The sequence below is a fragment of the Vibrio sp. AK197 genome (genome assembly GCF_053903115.1).
In genome coordinates this window covers 1,175,327-1,192,107 of sequence record NZ_CP096429.1, presented here as the reverse complement: position 1 = coordinate 1,192,107, position 16,781 = coordinate 1,175,327, and the positions used below count along the sequence as shown (strand labels likewise).

The 16,781-nt window shown below is 46.8% G+C and carries 11 protein-coding genes; 8 read left to right on the top strand and 3 right to left on the bottom strand.

Annotation, left to right across the window (positions count from 1 at the left end; translation table 11 throughout):
- Nucleotides 1-101: 101 nt before the first annotated feature.
- The 7 genes from M1D72_RS05305 to M1D72_RS05275 all read left to right on the top strand — a co-directional run bounded on the left by M1D72_RS05305 (nt 102) and on the right by M1D72_RS05275 (nt 11,507).
- Nucleotides 102-590: a GrpB family protein gene (locus M1D72_RS05305; RefSeq protein WP_456294806.1), complete on the top strand. Its 489-nt coding sequence runs from the start codon at nt 102-104 to the stop codon at nt 588-590.
- Nucleotides 591-1,035: 445 nt separating this feature from the next.
- Entirely contained in the window at nt 1,036-1,422 is a 387-nt protein-coding gene (locus M1D72_RS05300) for a hypothetical protein (RefSeq protein ID WP_456294805.1), read from the top strand.
- Nucleotides 1,422-2,225: a cellulose biosynthesis protein BcsQ gene (gene bcsQ / locus M1D72_RS05295; protein ID WP_456294804.1), complete on the top strand. Its 804-nt coding sequence runs from the start codon at nt 1,422-1,424 to the stop codon at nt 2,223-2,225. The genes M1D72_RS05300 and bcsQ overlap by 1 nt, the downstream gene beginning before the upstream one ends.
- 23 nt (nt 2,226-2,248) lie before the next feature.
- Nucleotides 2,249-4,354: a UDP-forming cellulose synthase catalytic subunit gene (gene bcsA / locus M1D72_RS05290; RefSeq protein ID WP_456294803.1), complete on the top strand. Its 2,106-nt coding sequence runs from the start codon at nt 2,249-2,251 to the stop codon at nt 4,352-4,354.
- The gene (bcsB, locus tag M1D72_RS05285; protein WP_456294802.1) at nt 4,354-6,576 is read left to right on the top strand and encodes a cellulose biosynthesis cyclic di-GMP-binding regulatory protein BcsB; all 2,223 of its coding nucleotides are present in this window, start codon (nt 4,354-4,356) and stop codon (nt 6,574-6,576) included. The genes bcsA and bcsB overlap by 1 nt, the downstream gene beginning before the upstream one ends.
- 16 nt (nt 6,577-6,592) lie before the next feature.
- Nucleotides 6,593-10,411, top strand: a complete 3,819-nt coding sequence (locus M1D72_RS05280) for a cellulose synthase subunit BcsC-related outer membrane protein (protein ID WP_456294801.1) — start codon at nt 6,593-6,595, stop codon at nt 10,409-10,411.
- Between the two features lie 106 nt (nt 10,412-10,517).
- Complete coding sequence (locus M1D72_RS05275; RefSeq protein ID WP_456295607.1) at nt 10,518-11,507, top strand: glycosyl hydrolase family 8; 990 nt, start codon at nt 10,518-10,520, stop codon at nt 11,505-11,507.
- Nucleotides 11,508-11,570: 63 nt separating this feature from the next.
- Here the strand turns inward: M1D72_RS05275 and M1D72_RS05270 are convergent, their stop codons facing one another.
- Nucleotides 11,571-13,127 (bottom strand): carboxylesterase/lipase family protein, encoded by a 1,557-nt coding sequence (locus tag M1D72_RS05270; RefSeq protein WP_456294800.1) that lies wholly within the window; start codon nt 13,125-13,127, stop codon nt 11,571-11,573.
- A gap of 400 nt (nt 13,128-13,527) precedes the next feature.
- On the opposite strand from M1D72_RS05270, the gene M1D72_RS05265 reads away from it, so the two are divergent.
- Nucleotides 13,528-15,051 carry an EAL domain-containing protein gene (locus M1D72_RS05265; RefSeq protein ID WP_456294799.1) on the top strand — a complete coding sequence of 508 codons (1,524 nt, stop codon included), beginning with the start codon at nt 13,528-13,530 and terminating at the stop codon, nt 15,049-15,051.
- Nucleotides 15,052-15,080: 29 nt separating this feature from the next.
- Here the strand turns inward: M1D72_RS05265 and M1D72_RS05260 are convergent, their stop codons facing one another.
- Both M1D72_RS05260 and M1D72_RS05255 read right to left on the bottom strand, forming a co-directional pair.
- On the bottom strand, nt 15,081-16,217 hold the full coding sequence (locus M1D72_RS05260) for a GNAT family N-acetyltransferase (protein ID WP_456294798.1): 1,137 nt from the start codon (nt 16,215-16,217) through the stop codon (nt 15,081-15,083).
- Between the two features lie 102 nt (nt 16,218-16,319).
- Complete coding sequence (locus M1D72_RS05255; protein WP_456294797.1) at nt 16,320-16,688, bottom strand: MarR family winged helix-turn-helix transcriptional regulator; 369 nt, start codon at nt 16,686-16,688, stop codon at nt 16,320-16,322.
- Between the last annotated feature and the right edge of the window lie 93 nt (nt 16,689-16,781).

Genomic DNA, 16,781 nt, shown 5'->3' with positions numbered 1-16,781 from the left:
ATGTCCGTACTTTCTACTGAATGGCAAGGGCTCTAATTGAGCAAGCCAGTCGCTGCCACGGTATTTTTTGAATTAATAACTTACTACTTTACAGAGTGAAGATGAAATTTTTTCGATCAGAGCAATATCAACCTCGATGCCTTCAATTGTATGAACAGTATACATTGGAAATCAAACGCCTATTGCCCGATGCTCGCGTCGAACATATCGGCGCATCTTCTGTTCCTGGCGCACTATCAAAAGGCGATCTCGATATTTTTGTCGGTGTTGACCCTGCATATGTTGAAGTGAGCGTTCGGACACTACAAAAGCTGGGTTTCCAAGAGAAGCGAGATACCTTAAGAACGTCGGAGCTATGTATGCTTGAGTCCCAGCTCGTGAATGACGTGGCGCTGCAGGTAGTGGCAAACGGGTCTGAATCTGAATGTTATATCGAGTTTAGAGATAAGCTCATAGCAACGCCTCGTTTAGTTGAGCGCTACAATGATCTAAAGCGCGGATGTGAATGTATGGAGCATGATGAGTATCGTGACAAAAAAGCAATATTTATCGCGCAAGTGTTGGGAGATGACTCGCGATATATAAAATGATACGTCTACAGGCAACTCGGCCCGCCACACAAAAAATGTGCCTAACCAAACAACCCGCTTATTTAAGCGGGTTGTTTGGTTTTCTGTCCAATTTTATGTTTTTGTATTGAGTGCTTTCCGACGTTGAGATGGAGGTAGTAGGCATTGAGGGTAACGTATTCATCATCGCTATGTTTATGGAATACTGTTATCAATCTAAAGGTTAAGTGCTAAATAATGCTTAGATACCATAAATTTGATCAATATTAGTTAGTTTTATATAAAAATAACCCTGTCACTTATGTTGCTAATTTGACAGAATATTGACATACTACCGCGCTATTAATTTGACAAGGCGTTTTTTGATTATTTAAACGCCATGTCCTAAAAATAGGTATGGGATATTGCTCCCAAAATTTAATTAATTTATTATATAAAAATATCACCAATGCTTGGCGGAAGTAGCATGGATATCTATGATGATTTAGAGCGTTTTAAGCAACAAATACAACAAAAAAATATTGATTTTCAACAGTTTGATACGTCTATTGGCCACGAATTAAATCACAGTGGTTACAAAATTTTTAATCAGCTTACCGAGCATTTTGCTCAGCAAAGCCAAGCGGTATCTCGTTTTGATAAATTGAACGACTTTGAAGCGGATTTGGAAGTAACTTCTGTATTACATAACGATGTGTCTAAACTTGCAGAAAGATCAGAAGCGCCTATTTTTGATTCAGTATCTGAAGTTTCGTCGAAGCAGTCACTTGAACGCTTACTTCACTCTACGGGATTAGTCACGGAGCGTGAAAGTGCGGTGTTGCCTGCTGCTGCGCTAGTAGGGAGCAATTAATGCCGTTTATCTCTATTTATTCACCCAAAGGTGGGGTTGGTAAGACTACGCTCGCTGCAAACTTAGGCTATTCGCTTTCCTCTTTGGGGCTGAAAACGGTCGTAGTGGATTTTGACCCACAAAATGCATTGCGCTTACATTTTGGTATTTCACTCGCGGATCAATCAGGCTTTGCGGCTTCAGCGCCAGAGTCGGCTATCTGGAGCAAACAGCTGGTTTCCACGCGCAATAATGTATTTGTATTGCCTTATGGCGCCCCAAATCTCAAGCAACGTCTTGCATTTGAAAGTCACCTTGCGCGTGAGCCTTTGTCGGTGGTTCGCGGATTTCAAGCGTTGCTTTCTCAGCCCGACGTGATTGTTATTGCTGATCTACCTGCTGGACAACCGACTATTCTCCATGCTGCGCTTTCAGTATCCGATGTTGTGCTCACGCCGCTTCTTGCTGATACGGCGTCATTGTCACTTTTGCCTATGGTTGAAACCCTTTTCGATGACATCGCCGCGCATGAACGTCAGCCAGAATCCTTTGTTGTGCTTAACCAAGCCGATTATCGCCGTAAAATCAGCAAAGATGTTGAAGGGTTTATGACTCAACGATTGAATGACAGGTTGCTTGGTATTATCCACCGTGATGAGAGTGTCGCTGAAGCCAATGCTGCTCAGCATTCGATCATGGAGACGAATCACGCTTCAGTCGCTGGGTTCGATATCGAAGTGATCAGTAAGAAACTGGCAGAAAAGCTCGGGTTGGTGACCACCGATGGTTCCATGTTCTCCCCACCAGCTTCTCATCTCGCGTAACTTCCATTGCTCAAAGAATTGAAATGAATAAGCTTCCTTTATATTTGTTGGTCATCTTGATGGCCCCATTGGCAGCGATGGTCGTTGTCACACCAATGGACAGTGACAAGCAATTTGTCTTTGCGATTGTCAGCTTGGCAGTCCTGTTTTTATTAAACTTCAGTAAGCGTCGAGATATATCCGTGGTGATGGTGCTATTCTCCATTCTGACCTCGACACGCTACCTGTATTTTCGTGCTGATCAAACCTTACACTTCGATTCGATGATCGAAGCTATCCTGGGCATCGGTTTATTTGTGGCCGAACTCTACTCTTGGGTAATGTTGATTCTTGGTTATATCCAGACCACTTTTCCTTTAAACCGTCCGATTGTTCCGCTGCCGAAAGACACATCACTTTGGCCAACCGTTGATGTCTATATTCCTACCTACAATGAATCGATTGATGTGGTGAGAGATACCGTACTTGCGGCGCAGTGTATTGAATACCCGAAAGACAAGATCAAAGTCTATGTTCTGGATGATGGTAAACGTAAAGAATTTGCGATGTTCGCTGCGAAAGCGGGCGTCGGTTATATTACGCGCTCGGATAACTCCCATGCAAAAGCAGGGAACTTGAACCATGCGCTTAAACAGACCAAGGGCGATCTTATCTGCATTTTTGACTGTGACCACGTAGCGACACGAGTCTTCTTGCAGTCAACCGTTGGTGCTTTCTTAAAAGATCCTAATCTTGCGTTATTGCAAACTCCGCATCATTTCTATTCGCCGGATCCTTTTGAACGCAACCTTTACGGGAAAAATGATATCCCCAATGAGGGGGAGTTATTTTATGGGCCGATTCAGCAAGGCAACGACATGTGGAATGCCACTTTCTTCTGTGGTTCCTGTGCTGTTTTACGTCGTAGCGCCCTTGAGCAAATTGGTGGTGTCGCTGTTGAAACCGTCACCGAAGATGCGCACACCGCGTTGAAAATGCAGCGCTTGGGCTGGAACACCGCGTATCTACCCATACCGCTTGCTGGTGGATTGGCGACAGAGCGTCTTGCGCTCCATGTGATTCAGCGTAACCGCTGGGCGAGAGGCATGGTACAGATATTCCGTTTGGATAACCCGCTGCTTGGTAAAGGATTAAAGTTTCAGCAGCGCCTTTGTTATTTGAGTGCGATGCTCTATTTCTTATTCCCGTTACCGAGAATCGTGTTTTTGACTGCGCCGTTGGCGTTTTTGCTGTTTAACCTCAATATTATTCACTCTTCAGCGAGCTTGATCTTTTCCTATGCGTTGCCTCACTTTGTGATGTCGATGTTTGTCTCCTCGCGATTAAATGGACGTTCTCGATACAGCTTTTGGGGCGATATTTACGACATGGCATTGGCGTTTCATCTTGCGCTGCCAACCATTATTACCATGATTTTCCCAAAGCGCGGCAAGTTTAACGTGACCGATAAAGGCGCGTTGCTAGATAAGACTTACTTTGATGCCAATATCGTGAAGCCGCATATGCTGACAGCAGGGCTGCTTACAGTCGCGATTGGCTGGGGCGTTTATCGTGCACTCGGCCATTCTTCGTTTATGGCCGATCCTATGGTTGTTGCGCTCAATATTGGTTGGGCTTCCTATGGCTTATTTTTCCTTTTAGCCGCGATTGCCGCTGGTCGAGAAACACGTCAGGTGCGCAAAACCATTCGTTTAGACGTAAAAATTCCTGCGGTGATTCACTATGCCAGCGGTGTATTGTCTCGCACTCACACGGTTGATCTGTCGATGGGCGGTTGCTTGGTTGCTTTGCCTGCTCAGCAGCATGATGACGCGGTAGAAGCGATAGAGTTACAACTTCATTCCGGCGCGATAGCTATTCCCGTCGAGCAGATTGGTGTCGGTGAACAAGGGTATCGCCTTAAATTCAGTGACGTGTCGTTATCTCACCGCCGTGAGTTGGTGAGAATTGTCCTGTCTCGTGCGGATGCCTGGGTGCGTCCACCGAGAGAGAAAGATCGTCCGCTACGTTCATTGGCTATGATTGCATCTTGTATATGGGAAGTGGTGGTTAAGTCGCTAAAAGCGCGTCGTATTAGTCAAAAGCGAAGCCTAGAGAAAGCCAAACGAGTGAGCGGAGAGCAAGCATAATGTTAAAGCGATTACTAACCGTAACTGTGATGGCGATTTCTGTGTGGTTCTGTGGGCCCGTCTTTGCCGCCGATGAAGATTTAACGGCAACACCGCACTATCATAATACGATGACTTTAGCCGACATGGGCCTTACGCAAGGGATAGTGTTTCGTGGCGGGCAAATGGATGCTGGTGTTGGGTTTAGTTTACCGATTGATCAACTTGTTACCCAAGCACAAATGACTTTGGATCTGCGAGCTTCCGATTCATTGCTGGGCAGCGATATGGCATTGCGTATTCGCGTTAACGGGCAGGTGATTGGTGCCATCCCACTCTCATCCGTCAATGAACAGAAAACCAGCTATCAGTTAAATGTGCCTGCGCTTTTAGTCAGCTCTCGCAATACGGTTAGCTTTAGCTTAGCCAGCGATGATCAGAGTTTGTGTTATCAAGACGAAGGCAGTCAGTCACAGCAAATCGAAATCCTATCAAGCTCGAAGTTACAGTTGAATGCGCAGCAGTTGGATATCGCAGCGGATTTACACTATTTCCCTAAGCCGTTTTGGGATGTGCAAGATATGCTCGATACCCCAATTCGTTTTGTTTTCGCTGATAAGGTTACGCCCTCACAAGTGAGTGCCGCGGCAGCGTTGTCGTCATGGTTTGGCGTGCAAGCGAGTTATCGTGGGGTTTCGTTTGATGTGTCAAAAGGGCAATTGCCGATGAGCAATGCAATTGTGTTTGGTATGCCGGGCGAGAAAATTGGGCGTTTAACCTTACCTCAAACGGACAAACCTCTGTTGCAAGTGGTGCCCAACCCGATGGACCCGCTGTACAAGTTGCTGCTGGTTGTCGCCGATGACGATGTGGGAATACGCAGCGCAGTGCACCGTTTAACTCGTCAAAATTTTGCGATGCAAACGGTTCAATATACCGTTGAACATCAAACGATCGCTCAAAGTGCGCCTTATGATGCGCCGCGTTGGATTTCGACTTCTGCACCCGTGCCGCTTAGTGAGTTAAGTTCTCAGGGCGAAAATATGGTAGCCAAGGGGATCTGGCATAATTCGCTTGATTTCTCATTTCGAGCTGCGCCCGATCTATTCCTGTGGGACGGGGAAACCATTCCTTTAAACATCGATTACCGTTTTCCTGCTGACTCATGGATTGACCCTGAACAATCTTTCTTGAATGTGGTCTTTAACGGGCAGTTTCTGGACGACCTTCCGGTCAATAAACGTGGAGTACTGGAGCAACTTTGGCGACGTCTCGGTGGCGATGCCCGTCAAGAAACCGCCCAACTTCCGATTCAACCTTACATGATTTATGGGGATAACCAATTATCCCTGTATTTTAACGTTAAACCGCAAGCCGATGCACCTTGTGGCACCGCGTTGGATAGCAATATTCGCAGCCGAATTCAAAACTCATCAACCATTGATTTGAGTGAGACTCAGCACTTCTCCTTGCTGCCTAATTTGTCGTTTTTTGTAGGTGCGTCTTTCCCATTTTCACGCTTAGCGGATTACTCACAGACCTTGTTGTGGTTGCCAAGTGAGCCAACTGCCGCGCAGTTGCAAACGCTATTTAGCCTGAATGCTCGTTCCGGGGCGGCAACCGGAACCGCTATTTTTCGTAACCAAGTGCTGCTTGGTGCTCCCACCAATAACTCGGTGCTTGAAGGCAAAGATATCCTAGCGGTTAGCTCGATGGCGGAAACCCGTTTTAATCGGTTGTTAATGACCAATACGCCGTTTCACGAGCGCGACAACACGTTGCATGTTCATCCTCAATCTTGGAGTGCAAAGTTATTGACGTGGCTTCAAGGGCACTGGGGACTTACTGCACTCGAGGCTGAGCGATACTTCTCTTCAAATGAGGTGTGGCGCGGTTTTATCAGTTTTGAATCGCCTTGGAGTGAGAAACGTACGGTGATTGTTGCCACTGCGACGTCTGATGAACAGCTTATGAAGATCGAGCACGATCTTAAAGTGCCGAGCATCAACGCAGCGATTCGTGGTGATGCCACCGTGATTACTGACGAAAACGGCGCAACAAGTTTCAATGTTGCACCACAATTCCCTTCAGGTCAGCTACCTTGGTATAAGATGGCGATATGGTATGCCAACCAGCACAGTGCGGTCTTTGCCTTGCTGACGTTGTTCATCTCGTTGATTTTGGGGCTGGCTGTGTACCGTCGATTGGAGCGCAAAGCCGAGCAGCGCTTGAATGAAGCGTAAAGGCTCAGGACGAATAATGATGAAAAATAATGCGTTAAAACTGTTTTCTACCTTTGTTTTATTAGAAGCGCTGCAGTTAACTGCAGCCACTCCAGTATGGGCGCAAGACCCAGCTTTAGACTCGTTGCTTGAACAAGCGCAATATTGGCATGAGAAGTCGAACGATGGGTTGGCGAAAGAGTCGTTACAGAAAGTATTAATGGTCGACCCAAATCAGCCTCAAGCGCTCTATCTTATGTCTTTGTGGGCACAAGAAAATGGGCAGAGTGCAGAAAGCGCACAATGGCGTGCGCGGCTAGAAAAGGCGCATCCTAACGCACCGCAATTGCAACAGTTAAGCCGCTCACAAACGCTGAGTCAACTGCCTAAAACGGGGATCGATCAAGCCCGTCGTCAGGCTCAATCGGGAGATATCCAAGGCGCTATCGCGACTTGGAATACCTTGTTTCAAGGTAATTCACCGCCAATGGCGCTGGCGCCTGAGTATTATCTGACCATGTCTGGTGATAAGGGCATGTATAACCAAGCGGTATCTGGTTTGGCAACGTTGGCTAAGCAAAACCCAACCAATAGCGCGGTGGGTATTGCTTACGGTCAGGTCTTAACGTACCGAGAGACAACTCGTCGTCAAGGTATTCGCCAACTTGAGTCTTATGCACCGCAAAATAAAAATGCCTCGGATGCGTTGCGTCAAGCTTTGCTGTGGCTAGAGCCTAAGGCATCAGACCAACCAATGTATCAGCGCTGGGCGCTGGCCCACCCACAGGACAAGAGTGTTCTGGCGCATTATCAATCGGCAGTAGAGGGAGAGAAAAAGCGCAATGGGTTCAACGAACTTAATCGCGGAAACTTGAGCCAAGCACAGAGCGAGTTTCAGCGTGTACTGAATGAGTCACCAAACGACGCTGATGCACTTGCCGGTATGGGGTATGTGGCATTGAACCGCGGAAATTATGCTTCAGCCGCTGACTTCTTAAAGCGCTCCGCCGCGCAGGGTGGAAATCAAGCGACAAAACGTCGTCAACAAGCGAGTGAAGCGCAATTCTTAGCACAGTTGGGACAAGCCCAGCAAGCGTACCAAGCGGGCAACACCGCGCAAGCCTTAGAGCTAAGTGCTTCACTAATGAATCGCAAAGGTGAAGTCGGCCGCGGAGCGAAGCTATTTCGCGCCGATGTACTACGCCATAATGGCGATTATGCACAAGCCGAAGCGTTACTCCTTAATGTGTTAAAGGAGCAACCAAAGAATCAGGCAGCAAAAGAATCACTCTACTATGTCTATATAGAGCAAAACCAAACGGATGAGGCGAAACGTTTATTAGCCAGTTTACCTCAGGAAGTACAGCGTCGTATTCGGTCTGAAGACAGCTACAGCAACATGCGTGACCTGGCAAAACAAGCCGTTGAGGCAGGTAATGTAGAAACCGCGATTGTTATTTTAGACAATGGGCTACAAAGGTTGCCGAATAACCCTTGGTTACGGCTTGAGCTAGCAAGGCTCTATCAGCAGCAAGATAACAATGTGCGTGCTCAGGAGGTGATGGCTCCACTACAAACCGCGAAAGCGACGCCAGAAGATCTATACGTTGCTGCGCTCTTTGCGTCTGGGGAAGAGCAGTGGAAGCAAACCAATATTTTGCTGGGACGTATTCCTCAGTCGCAGCGAAGCGCGCAAGCCAGTAAGCTGTATGCTGAATCGAAATTCTATTTAAATTTGGATTTGGCACGTTCTTACTTGACGCAAGGCCAAACTTCGCAGGCGCAAGCGCTTTTACAATCAATGCAAGCCCAAGCGATCACCAATCCTCTGTGGTCGGGAAAATTGGCGCAGCTGTTGGTTAAATCGGGGGATGTGAACCGCGCCATTGAGGTTATTCATGCCAACCAAGAGCAAGGTATTGAAGGCAATGCGGGTGATTATGCTGCCCAAGTCGCTGTGCTTTACCAAGCTGGCTTGCAGCAAGAGGCGCAAAGCTTGTTGAATCATCCGCAGATTATTGCCAATAGCACGCCTCTGCAATTGGCTCGAGCAAGACACGTGTATGTGATTAATCAGGCGGATACGTTACGCGAACAAGGCCAATTCGCTCCTGCCTATGACATGTTGACCGCGGCGCTGCAGGTTGATCCGACTAGCCGTGACTTGATGCTGGCGATGGGGCGACTCTATCAAAGCGGCAAGCTCAACGAACAAGCCTTGGTAGTTTACCAGTATCTTCTTGATAACCAAAAAGATACTCCAGAGCAAGATGCGCTGGTGGGTGCGATTAATATCGCCTTAGTAAAAGGCCAAGCGGGCAAAGCGCGTGAACTTTCCGGACAGCTGCAACAAGTTAGCTCTCCATCACGCCTGTTACTGCTCGCGCGTATTGATGAGGCGCAAGGCAAACACGCTCAAGCGATGGCCAATTTGCGTCAAGCGCGATCTAAACTTCTTGGGCTTAAAGCGAATTATGCCAGCACGTCTCCAATGGTGGGTGGGCTCGTCATGGCAGATAATCCTTTTGCGGGCAGTCAAACTACGGTTCACTCTGCACAAACGTATTCTGTATATGGTGAAACGATGCCATGGCAGGTTAATACGCAAACGTCATTAAATGGTGAGACGATAAATCAACGTACCGATTTACCGAAGCCAACTGCAGAGCAACAAACGTTGGCGGATGTGAATCGTTTAATCCTGCAGATTACCGAGCGAACGTCGAGCTGGGTACAAGGTGGTATCGAAGTTCGAGGTCGCGATGGAGAGAATGGCTTAAGCCGTTTGACCGAAGCGCGAGCGCCGCTTGAATGGTCGACAGTACCGTTTGGTGATGCGCGCTTATCACTCAATATTGATGCCGTCACCCTCGATTCAGGCACGACCTCCGCGGATGCCAACCGCCGCTTTGGTACTGGGGCATTGATTCAGGGGCAAGTGGCGTTAGCCGAAGGCGTCTCATCACTTGATGGTGATGTTTTGCCTGACGTTGCCTCTCAAGGCGCACAAAGCCAGAGTGGTGTCGAACTTGCAATGTCACTGCGAGATAAACACTATCAGCTGGATATTGGCACGACACCGCTTGGTTTGGAGCAAACAACGCTTGTCGGAGGCATAACGCTTATTGCGCCTCTGGGAGATTATACTGATTTGTCTTTGTCAGCAGAGCGTCGAGCGGTCAAAGACAGCTTGCTCTCTTATGTCGGAATGAAAGACAGTTTCTCTGGTAAATACTGGGGTCAGGTGACACAAAATGGCCTGAGTATTCAACTAAATTATGATGATGGTGAAGTTGGCTATTATGCAAATGCGGGCGCTTGGCGCTATGTTGGCCACAATGTTGAGGATAACAATGCAGTCAAAGTTGGCGCTGGTATGTATCTTCGCCCTTACAAAACCGATAGCCGTCAGCTGCAAATTGGCTCGCACCTGAGCTATCAAGACTTTGACGATAACCTGAGCTACTACAGCTATGGGCATGGGGGGTACTTTAGCCCGCAAAACTATGTCAGTGTCTCCTTTCCTGTTGAATATACTCAGGAATTGTCTAAGCTAAGTCTTTCAGTTGGCGGTGCTTTAGGCTATCAATCTTACAGCCAAGATGAGGTAGATTATTTCCCTGGGCATTCAGCACTCCAATCCACATTGGATGGTTATGCGACTACGGGGTTGGTTGAAGAGGCTCGGTACAGTGCAGAAAGCACGGATGGCATTGGGTACAGTTTCCAAGCTAGGCTAGGGTATAAAATTAAACGTGACTTGATGCTTGAAGCGCGCGTCGCCTATGACACCTTCGGTGATTACAATGAGTCCAAAGCGCAGTTGTCGCTTCGCCACTCTTTCCATGATTATTAATCGAATGGTGTTGGTCTTTAATGCGTAGGTAAAGAGTGCCGTGGGGCATTCTTTACTGTTTGAATGACAGGGATAATGGGCGATGGTCAGGGTTTATAAACATGTGATGAAAGTACTTTTGATCCTGATGGTCATGGTACCGAGCGCGTTGGCAACCTCATTAGATTGGAAGCCGTTCAAAACGCGGTTTATGGCGAGTGATGGGCGTATTTTGGACACTGGCAATCACAATGTCAGCCATACCGAAGGCCAAGGTTTTTCAATGTTGTTTGCAGTCGCTGCCAATGATAAGGCTTCATTTGATAAGATCTGGGGCTGGACCAAAGCTCATCTCAATGACCCCAAAACCGGGCTGTTTTACTGGCGTTATAACCCCATCATTGCTGACCCGATAGAAGATAAAAATAATGCGTCCGATGGCGATATTCTGATTGCTTGGGCTCTGCTCAAAGCCGGAACGCGATGGGATAATAAAGCCTATTTGGCGGAATCTGACCGTATTGTCAGGGCGCTGCTCGATCATACGGTGATTGATTTCGCTCACCACAAAGTGATGTTACCCGGACGTCATGGTTTTACCGCCAAAGATTCGATTACTCTTAATCCCTCTTACTTCATTTTTCCTGCTTGGCGTGATTTTGCCAAACGCAGTTATCTTGCCAATTTATGGACGCTAATTGATGATTCCCAACAGCTACTCGCTGAGATTGACTGGGGAAGGGAGAAGATTCCAACCGATTGGATAACGCTCTATGCGAACGGCAAAACCGCGCCAGCCAAAAAATGGCCTGCGAGAGTCAGTTACGATGCGATTCGAGTGCCGCTCTACATGAAGTGGGATCAAGCCAATAATCCGCTGTTAAGTCGCTGGCAATCATGGTTTTCTCGCTATTCAAGGTTATCGATGCCCGCTTGGGAAAACATGATTGATCATCAAGTCGCAAACTATCCAATGCGCGGGGGCTTATTGGCCGTCAGAGATTACACGATGGGGCAGCTGAGCCAAGAGGCGACAAAAATTAAAACCAGTGATGACTATTATTCGGCGAGTTTAAAGTTACTCAGCGCGCTGGCGGATGAAGGCTTCGCTTTTTAGTTTGAGGTTAGTTTAGGTCTACGTGAAAGCCGATCTCTCCAATATGAGAGATCGGCGTTGTGTTTAAGGCTGTGGCTTTGGCTGGAGTAACTTAATATAGTCTAAGCGTTCGTTCCATGGGTCTGTGCGCATGCCACTCTCTTTCGCCCCTTGGTTGGAAAACCACATTAAATTATCTTGTTGATGATCGTACGGTTGCCAGGTTGGTAAGTCGTCGCCATTCGGGTTGCCATACTTGATAAAGTTAACCCAATATTGATGGACAAGATCAGCCATGGCTTGATCTTCAGAAGACAGCTTTTCGCCATAGCGGGTGGCCACGGTATTAAAAGCGTATGGAATGTCGGTGGCATGAAAAGCGCCTGGCCATGCGTCCTTCTCAGATTCCGTCACATAGGCAAAGCGGTACCCGTACACCGTTTGGTTATGCTCGTCTGCGACTCTTAGTGCATAGCGGGTGGGTTCGACCATCAGCGCGTCACTGGCGATACGCTGAGCCACATCTTGTGGTTTCGTGACCCCATTCTCGGCATAGGCCTTAGCGATTTTTTCCTGATCGACCTCGAGTTCAGCGAAGGGTTCAAGCGCGTCTGACATCGAGTCCACTGGGCCTGAAAAGCCTATTTCAAAATCAGTGGTGCCCATCATCAAAGGGACACTTAAGCGCTCACCTTTAACGTAGTAATCCTGAGGCTGTTTGACGACCAGTTTTCCATCCAACATCGGTCCCGAATAGGTCGGATCGCCCATTGAATTCATATTCAGCCCGCTAGTCACTTGCTCCGCACTTAATTGTCGCAGCGCATCCAGGGCATCTTGGCCTTGAATATTGAACCGTTTAGCAAAGTTCTCACCAATCTGTTCGGCAGAGGGCACGCCTTGGTCATTCATTTTGTCGATCAAGCGTTGGTTCATACCGATACGACCACCACCGGATTGGATAATCGCGCGTTGAAACAAGCCTTGAGACAAGGGAGACGTGAGCAGTGTATGAATAGAAAAACCACCAGCCGATTCACCGACGAGCGTAATGTTGTTGGCGTCACCGCCGAATTGGTGAATGTTATTTTTTACCCATTTGAGCGCAGCGATTTGGTCCATAAACCCGTAGTTGCCAAGTGGTTCATCACCATGTGGTTCTGCGCTGAGTGCTGGGTGAGCAAAGAAACCAAAACGGCCGACACGATAGTTAAAACTGACGACAATAATGTCATTTTGGGCGAAAGCTTGACCATCATAAATCGGGGTTGAAGAGCCGCCATTCACAAAGCCACCGCCATAGATCCAAACCATGACTGGTAGCGGTTTTTCAGTGCTGCTTTTTGGTGCCCAGACGTTAAGCCCTAAGCAGTCTTCATCGGGCTCTGTGCCAAGCGGGGCAGCATCACTAGGGAAAGGTTTTTGCATACAATCATGGCTAAATTCAGTGGCCTGATAGATGCCAGGCCAAGGCATTTTAGGTTGTGGTGCATGCCAACGAAGTGAACCAATAGGAGGTTCGGCGAAAGGAATACCGCGGTAAATATTAATACCTTCTTGGGTAATACCTTGTACTTGTCCGGATTCTGTTTCTGTAATCGGGGAGGGGGTAGCCCCGGATGAAAAAGCGATTGAGCTCATTAAAACTCCTAAACCTAACCGTATTTTGTTCATAATATTCACTTTCGAGCTTGAGTGTTGTGAAATCAGCCCGCTCTGTTATCGGGGAAAAGTGGATTTGCGTTTATATAATGTTCGCCGATGGGATCGAAATTTATACAATAATTACCATACTTTAAGCTGTCATTATGAATCAATTGTGTTTGAAATTTTTTTCATATCAATGAGCATCTTAGAAACAATCTCCGCTGATTAGACGTGATCTTGATAACAGGTCGGATATATATAGCGTATTCGGCATGGTAAAGTTTATGCTAGTTTATTGATATATGACTAAATAGTCTTGCTACGATTATCGTTGTAACGAATGGTTGCTACTGCGATAGGTTCATACCGACGACTGATTAATAATGAGCAGTGAATGACCAAACCAAATTTGAGCAAAATGATTATCGCACTGATGATAGCGGTGATCTTGTTTGTTATTGCCAACGTGGTAACTAGGTACGTCCAGCGCGAGGCACAATATGCTTTTACACAAGAGCTGCTTCAGCATTCTGAGTTAGTGACCAACGAATTAGTTACGTCACTTAATCAGGTGATAAAGGCAGGCTTAACTCAGTGTGACGAAGCAACGATCGATAAACTGCGTGTTATTTCTAATCGCTATCTGTATGTATACGATGTGGGCTTAGTGAAAAACAACCGGATTCAGTGTACCGCCAACTGGGGGAAGATGAAGCAAGCTTCAAGATTGCCCAAGCCCGATGAATTCAATTCCAAGAGTGGGCAGTATGTTCTCTATTCGAATGTTTCTGATTTATTTCCAACAGACATTACCTTACATATTTCTCGCCTAGCGGATATTCTGGTGTTTGTTCCCGTTGATGTGCACGGTAAGTTTCTCGATCGTAAAAAACCATTTTCATTTTCGATTCGCGCAGAGACAGGCCGCTATACCATGCTTGAGTATCAAGCTACTAACCAGCAGAGTTGGCTGTCTTCTAATCTGTTTGATTTTATGGCCTTGAAGACACGCAGTTGCAGCAAAATTTATGCGTATTGCGCTGAAAGCCATAGCAACCGAACGGGGCTGTTCTATTATGGAAACTTAATTCCGGTTGCTAGCTTTTTGGCTTTTTTGCTCCTCGGGTTTGTTGTTTACTATGGGTTGGAGTCGATTATATATCGCAAACGTTCAATGGAGTTTCGCTTAACCAAAGCCGTTAGTGAACGTTCACTGTATATGGAATACCAACCTTTGTTGTGTGCGGCAACGAAAAAGATTGTCGGTGTGGAGGGGTTAATCCGTTGGCACGATGACGCCTATGGCCGCGTTTCTCCCGAGCTCTTTATTAGCTTGGCCGAAAAAATCGCGCTCTATCCCCAAGTCGCCCATTTTACTGCCGATTGTTCAGTGAAAGAAATGGCCTCGGTGTTGGTTGCGGATCGAAGTTTTACGCTCTCGATCAATATTAATACCTACGAAATTTTAAACCCCGAATATTTGGATATCCTCAAAGGCATTGCGCTTAAAAATGATGTCCATGCTCAGCAGATAAAAATCGAAATTACCGAAAGAATCGAAGTGTCGTTGCAGGAGTTATCCGAATTTTCACAGCGCGCTAAGCGTTATGGATTCAGAGTCTCGCTTGATGATTTTGGTACTGGCGTGTCTAATTTAGTTTGGCTCACGGAAATCGATTTTGATGAGATCAAAGTAGATCGCGTATTTACTCAAGCGTTAAATAGCGACTTTAAGCAGGCGTTAGTCATGCCGATTATGGATCTGGTATCGGGCTTGAACAAGCAAGTGGTGTTTGAAGGGGTTGAAAATAAGGTCGAGTATGATTTGATTGTTAATACTAACCCGTCAGCCATTGTTCAGGGGTGGTATTTCTATAAGTCGATGCCCAAAGCACAATTGTTATCTCATTTGAGCTAATGGATATGTAAGTGAGGAGTGCTGGAGCTTTACTGGTGAAAGGGCAGGTATGTCGATAGTTCGTCGATGCGCGCTTCCACATACTCACGTTCCTCACCTAAAAATCGTGCCACGGCTTGGCGAAATTCGTGGTGTTCGATCCAGTGTACTGACCAAGTACTGATAGGCTCAAAACCGCGTTGGATTTTATGTTCTCCTTGAGCGCCGGGATCAAAGTGCTTTAGGCCATGTTCAATGCAGTAATCAATGCCCTGATAGTAACAAGTTTCAAAATGCAAGCTATCAAACTCCTCATCACAGCCCCAGTATCGGCCATATAGAGTCTCTGCATCTTTAAACGACCAAGCGGCCGCCACCGGTTTATGCTGGTGATACGCCATGACCAAAACGATTTGCTCAGGCATCTCGGTGACCAATTGCTGGAAAAAGGCTTTATTCAGATGCCCGTGATGCCCGTGTTTGAGATAAGTGAGCTGATAGAAATCAAAGAAGGTGTCGACTAATTGGTGAGTGATCTCGTTACCTTCGTAACGGGTTAAGATAATACCTTGCTGACGAACACGCTGCCTCTCTTTGCGTACATTTTTACGTTTGCGTGAGGTGAAGCTGTGGAGAAAATGGTCAAAGTCTTGATAATCGCGATTGAACCAGTGGTATTGGCAATCTTGGCGGGCCATCAATTGTTGCGCTTGGTACTGCGTAAGCTGTGACTCTTCGACAAATAAACCATGCCAACCTGAGAACTGGTGCTCATGACAGAGTTCACGTATCGCATTCGCAAAGATACTGAGGGTCGTTTCAAAGCTTAGGTGCTCTTTGTCGTGAAGAATACGTGGGCCCGTTGCCGGGGTAAAAGGAATCGCGGTGACCAATTTGGGAAAATACTCAAGTCCAGCATGTTCCCAAGCCTCTTGCCATGACCAGTCGAAGACATATTCTCCCCAAGAGTGGCTTTTAAGATACATCGGCATCGCAGCGATAAGTTCACCTTGTTGTTCAACAACCAGATGAACCGGATGCCATCCGGAATCATCACAGACACAGCCACTTTGTTCTAACGCGTTTAAAAATGCGTGTTTGAGAAAAGGGTAGTCATCGCCACGCAGGCGATCCCATTGCCCAGCATTGATCTCAGAGATTTGGTGATGGATTCGTAAGTTAGGCATGTAGGATGAGTCATCAATCTATTCACGACAAGGATTTATCCTATTCCTTCACCTCCAAAATGTAAATTATTCAACAAAGCCCGAGCACCAAGTCAATCTCGCTCAGCGAGGTGATAAATTGTCCCTCATGATTGTCAGCGCTTCTTGCATAATGTGTTGCTGCTCAGCTGTCAGGCCTTGTGTCATATCCGTATTTAACTGCGTTCGTATGTCGGTGAGTCGCTGAAAATATTGTTGACCAGTCGCGGTTAAATGCAGGAGTGATTGGCGTCGATCTTTTTCAGACTTTGTGCGGGTCACCATTTCAAGCGCAATGAGTTCATTGATAAGCCGAGTGATTTGCGCTTTATCTTTTCTCATCACAACGACAATATCGTGAGCGGTACATTCGTCAAAACGCCCAATCGCCAAAAGCACCAGCGCTTGAAAAAAACTCACAGAGAGTCGCTCTGCATGCATTTTTTCTGTCATCCGTACTCGCATCAATTGCGTTAAGTCGGCGATGTTTAGGTCCAAAACATTACTTTTCATATGGTTGATATAGTCAACTACTTTCCATATAGT

Excerpts from the sequence above, each read along its gene's own strand:
- M1D72_RS05305 (WP_456294806.1), top strand. The coding sequence starts at position 102 with ATGAAATTTTTTCGATCAGAGCAATATCAACCTCGATGCCTTCAATTG.
- M1D72_RS05300 (WP_456294805.1), top strand. The coding sequence starts at position 1,036 with ATGGATATCTATGATGATTTAGAGCGTTTTAAGCAACAAATACAACAA.
- bcsQ (WP_456294804.1), top strand. The coding sequence starts at position 1,422 with ATGCCGTTTATCTCTATTTATTCACCCAAAGGTGGGGTTGGTAAGACT.
- bcsA (WP_456294803.1), top strand. The coding sequence starts at position 2,249 with ATGAATAAGCTTCCTTTATATTTGTTGGTCATCTTGATGGCCCCATTG.
- bcsB (WP_456294802.1), top strand. The coding sequence starts at position 4,354 with ATGTTAAAGCGATTACTAACCGTAACTGTGATGGCGATTTCTGTGTGG.
- M1D72_RS05280 (WP_456294801.1), top strand. The coding sequence starts at position 6,593 with ATGATGAAAAATAATGCGTTAAAACTGTTTTCTACCTTTGTTTTATTA.
- M1D72_RS05275 (WP_456295607.1), top strand. The coding sequence starts at position 10,518 with ATGAAAGTACTTTTGATCCTGATGGTCATGGTACCGAGCGCGTTGGCA.
- M1D72_RS05270 (WP_456294800.1), bottom strand. The coding sequence starts at position 13,127 with ATGAGCTCAATCGCTTTTTCATCCGGGGCTACCCCCTCCCCGATTACA.
- M1D72_RS05265 (WP_456294799.1), top strand. The coding sequence starts at position 13,528 with ATGACCAAACCAAATTTGAGCAAAATGATTATCGCACTGATGATAGCG.
- M1D72_RS05260 (WP_456294798.1), bottom strand. The coding sequence starts at position 16,217 with ATGCCTAACTTACGAATCCATCACCAAATCTCTGAGATCAATGCTGGG.
- M1D72_RS05255 (WP_456294797.1), bottom strand. The coding sequence starts at position 16,688 with ATGACAGAAAAAATGCATGCAGAGCGACTCTCTGTGAGTTTTTTTCAA.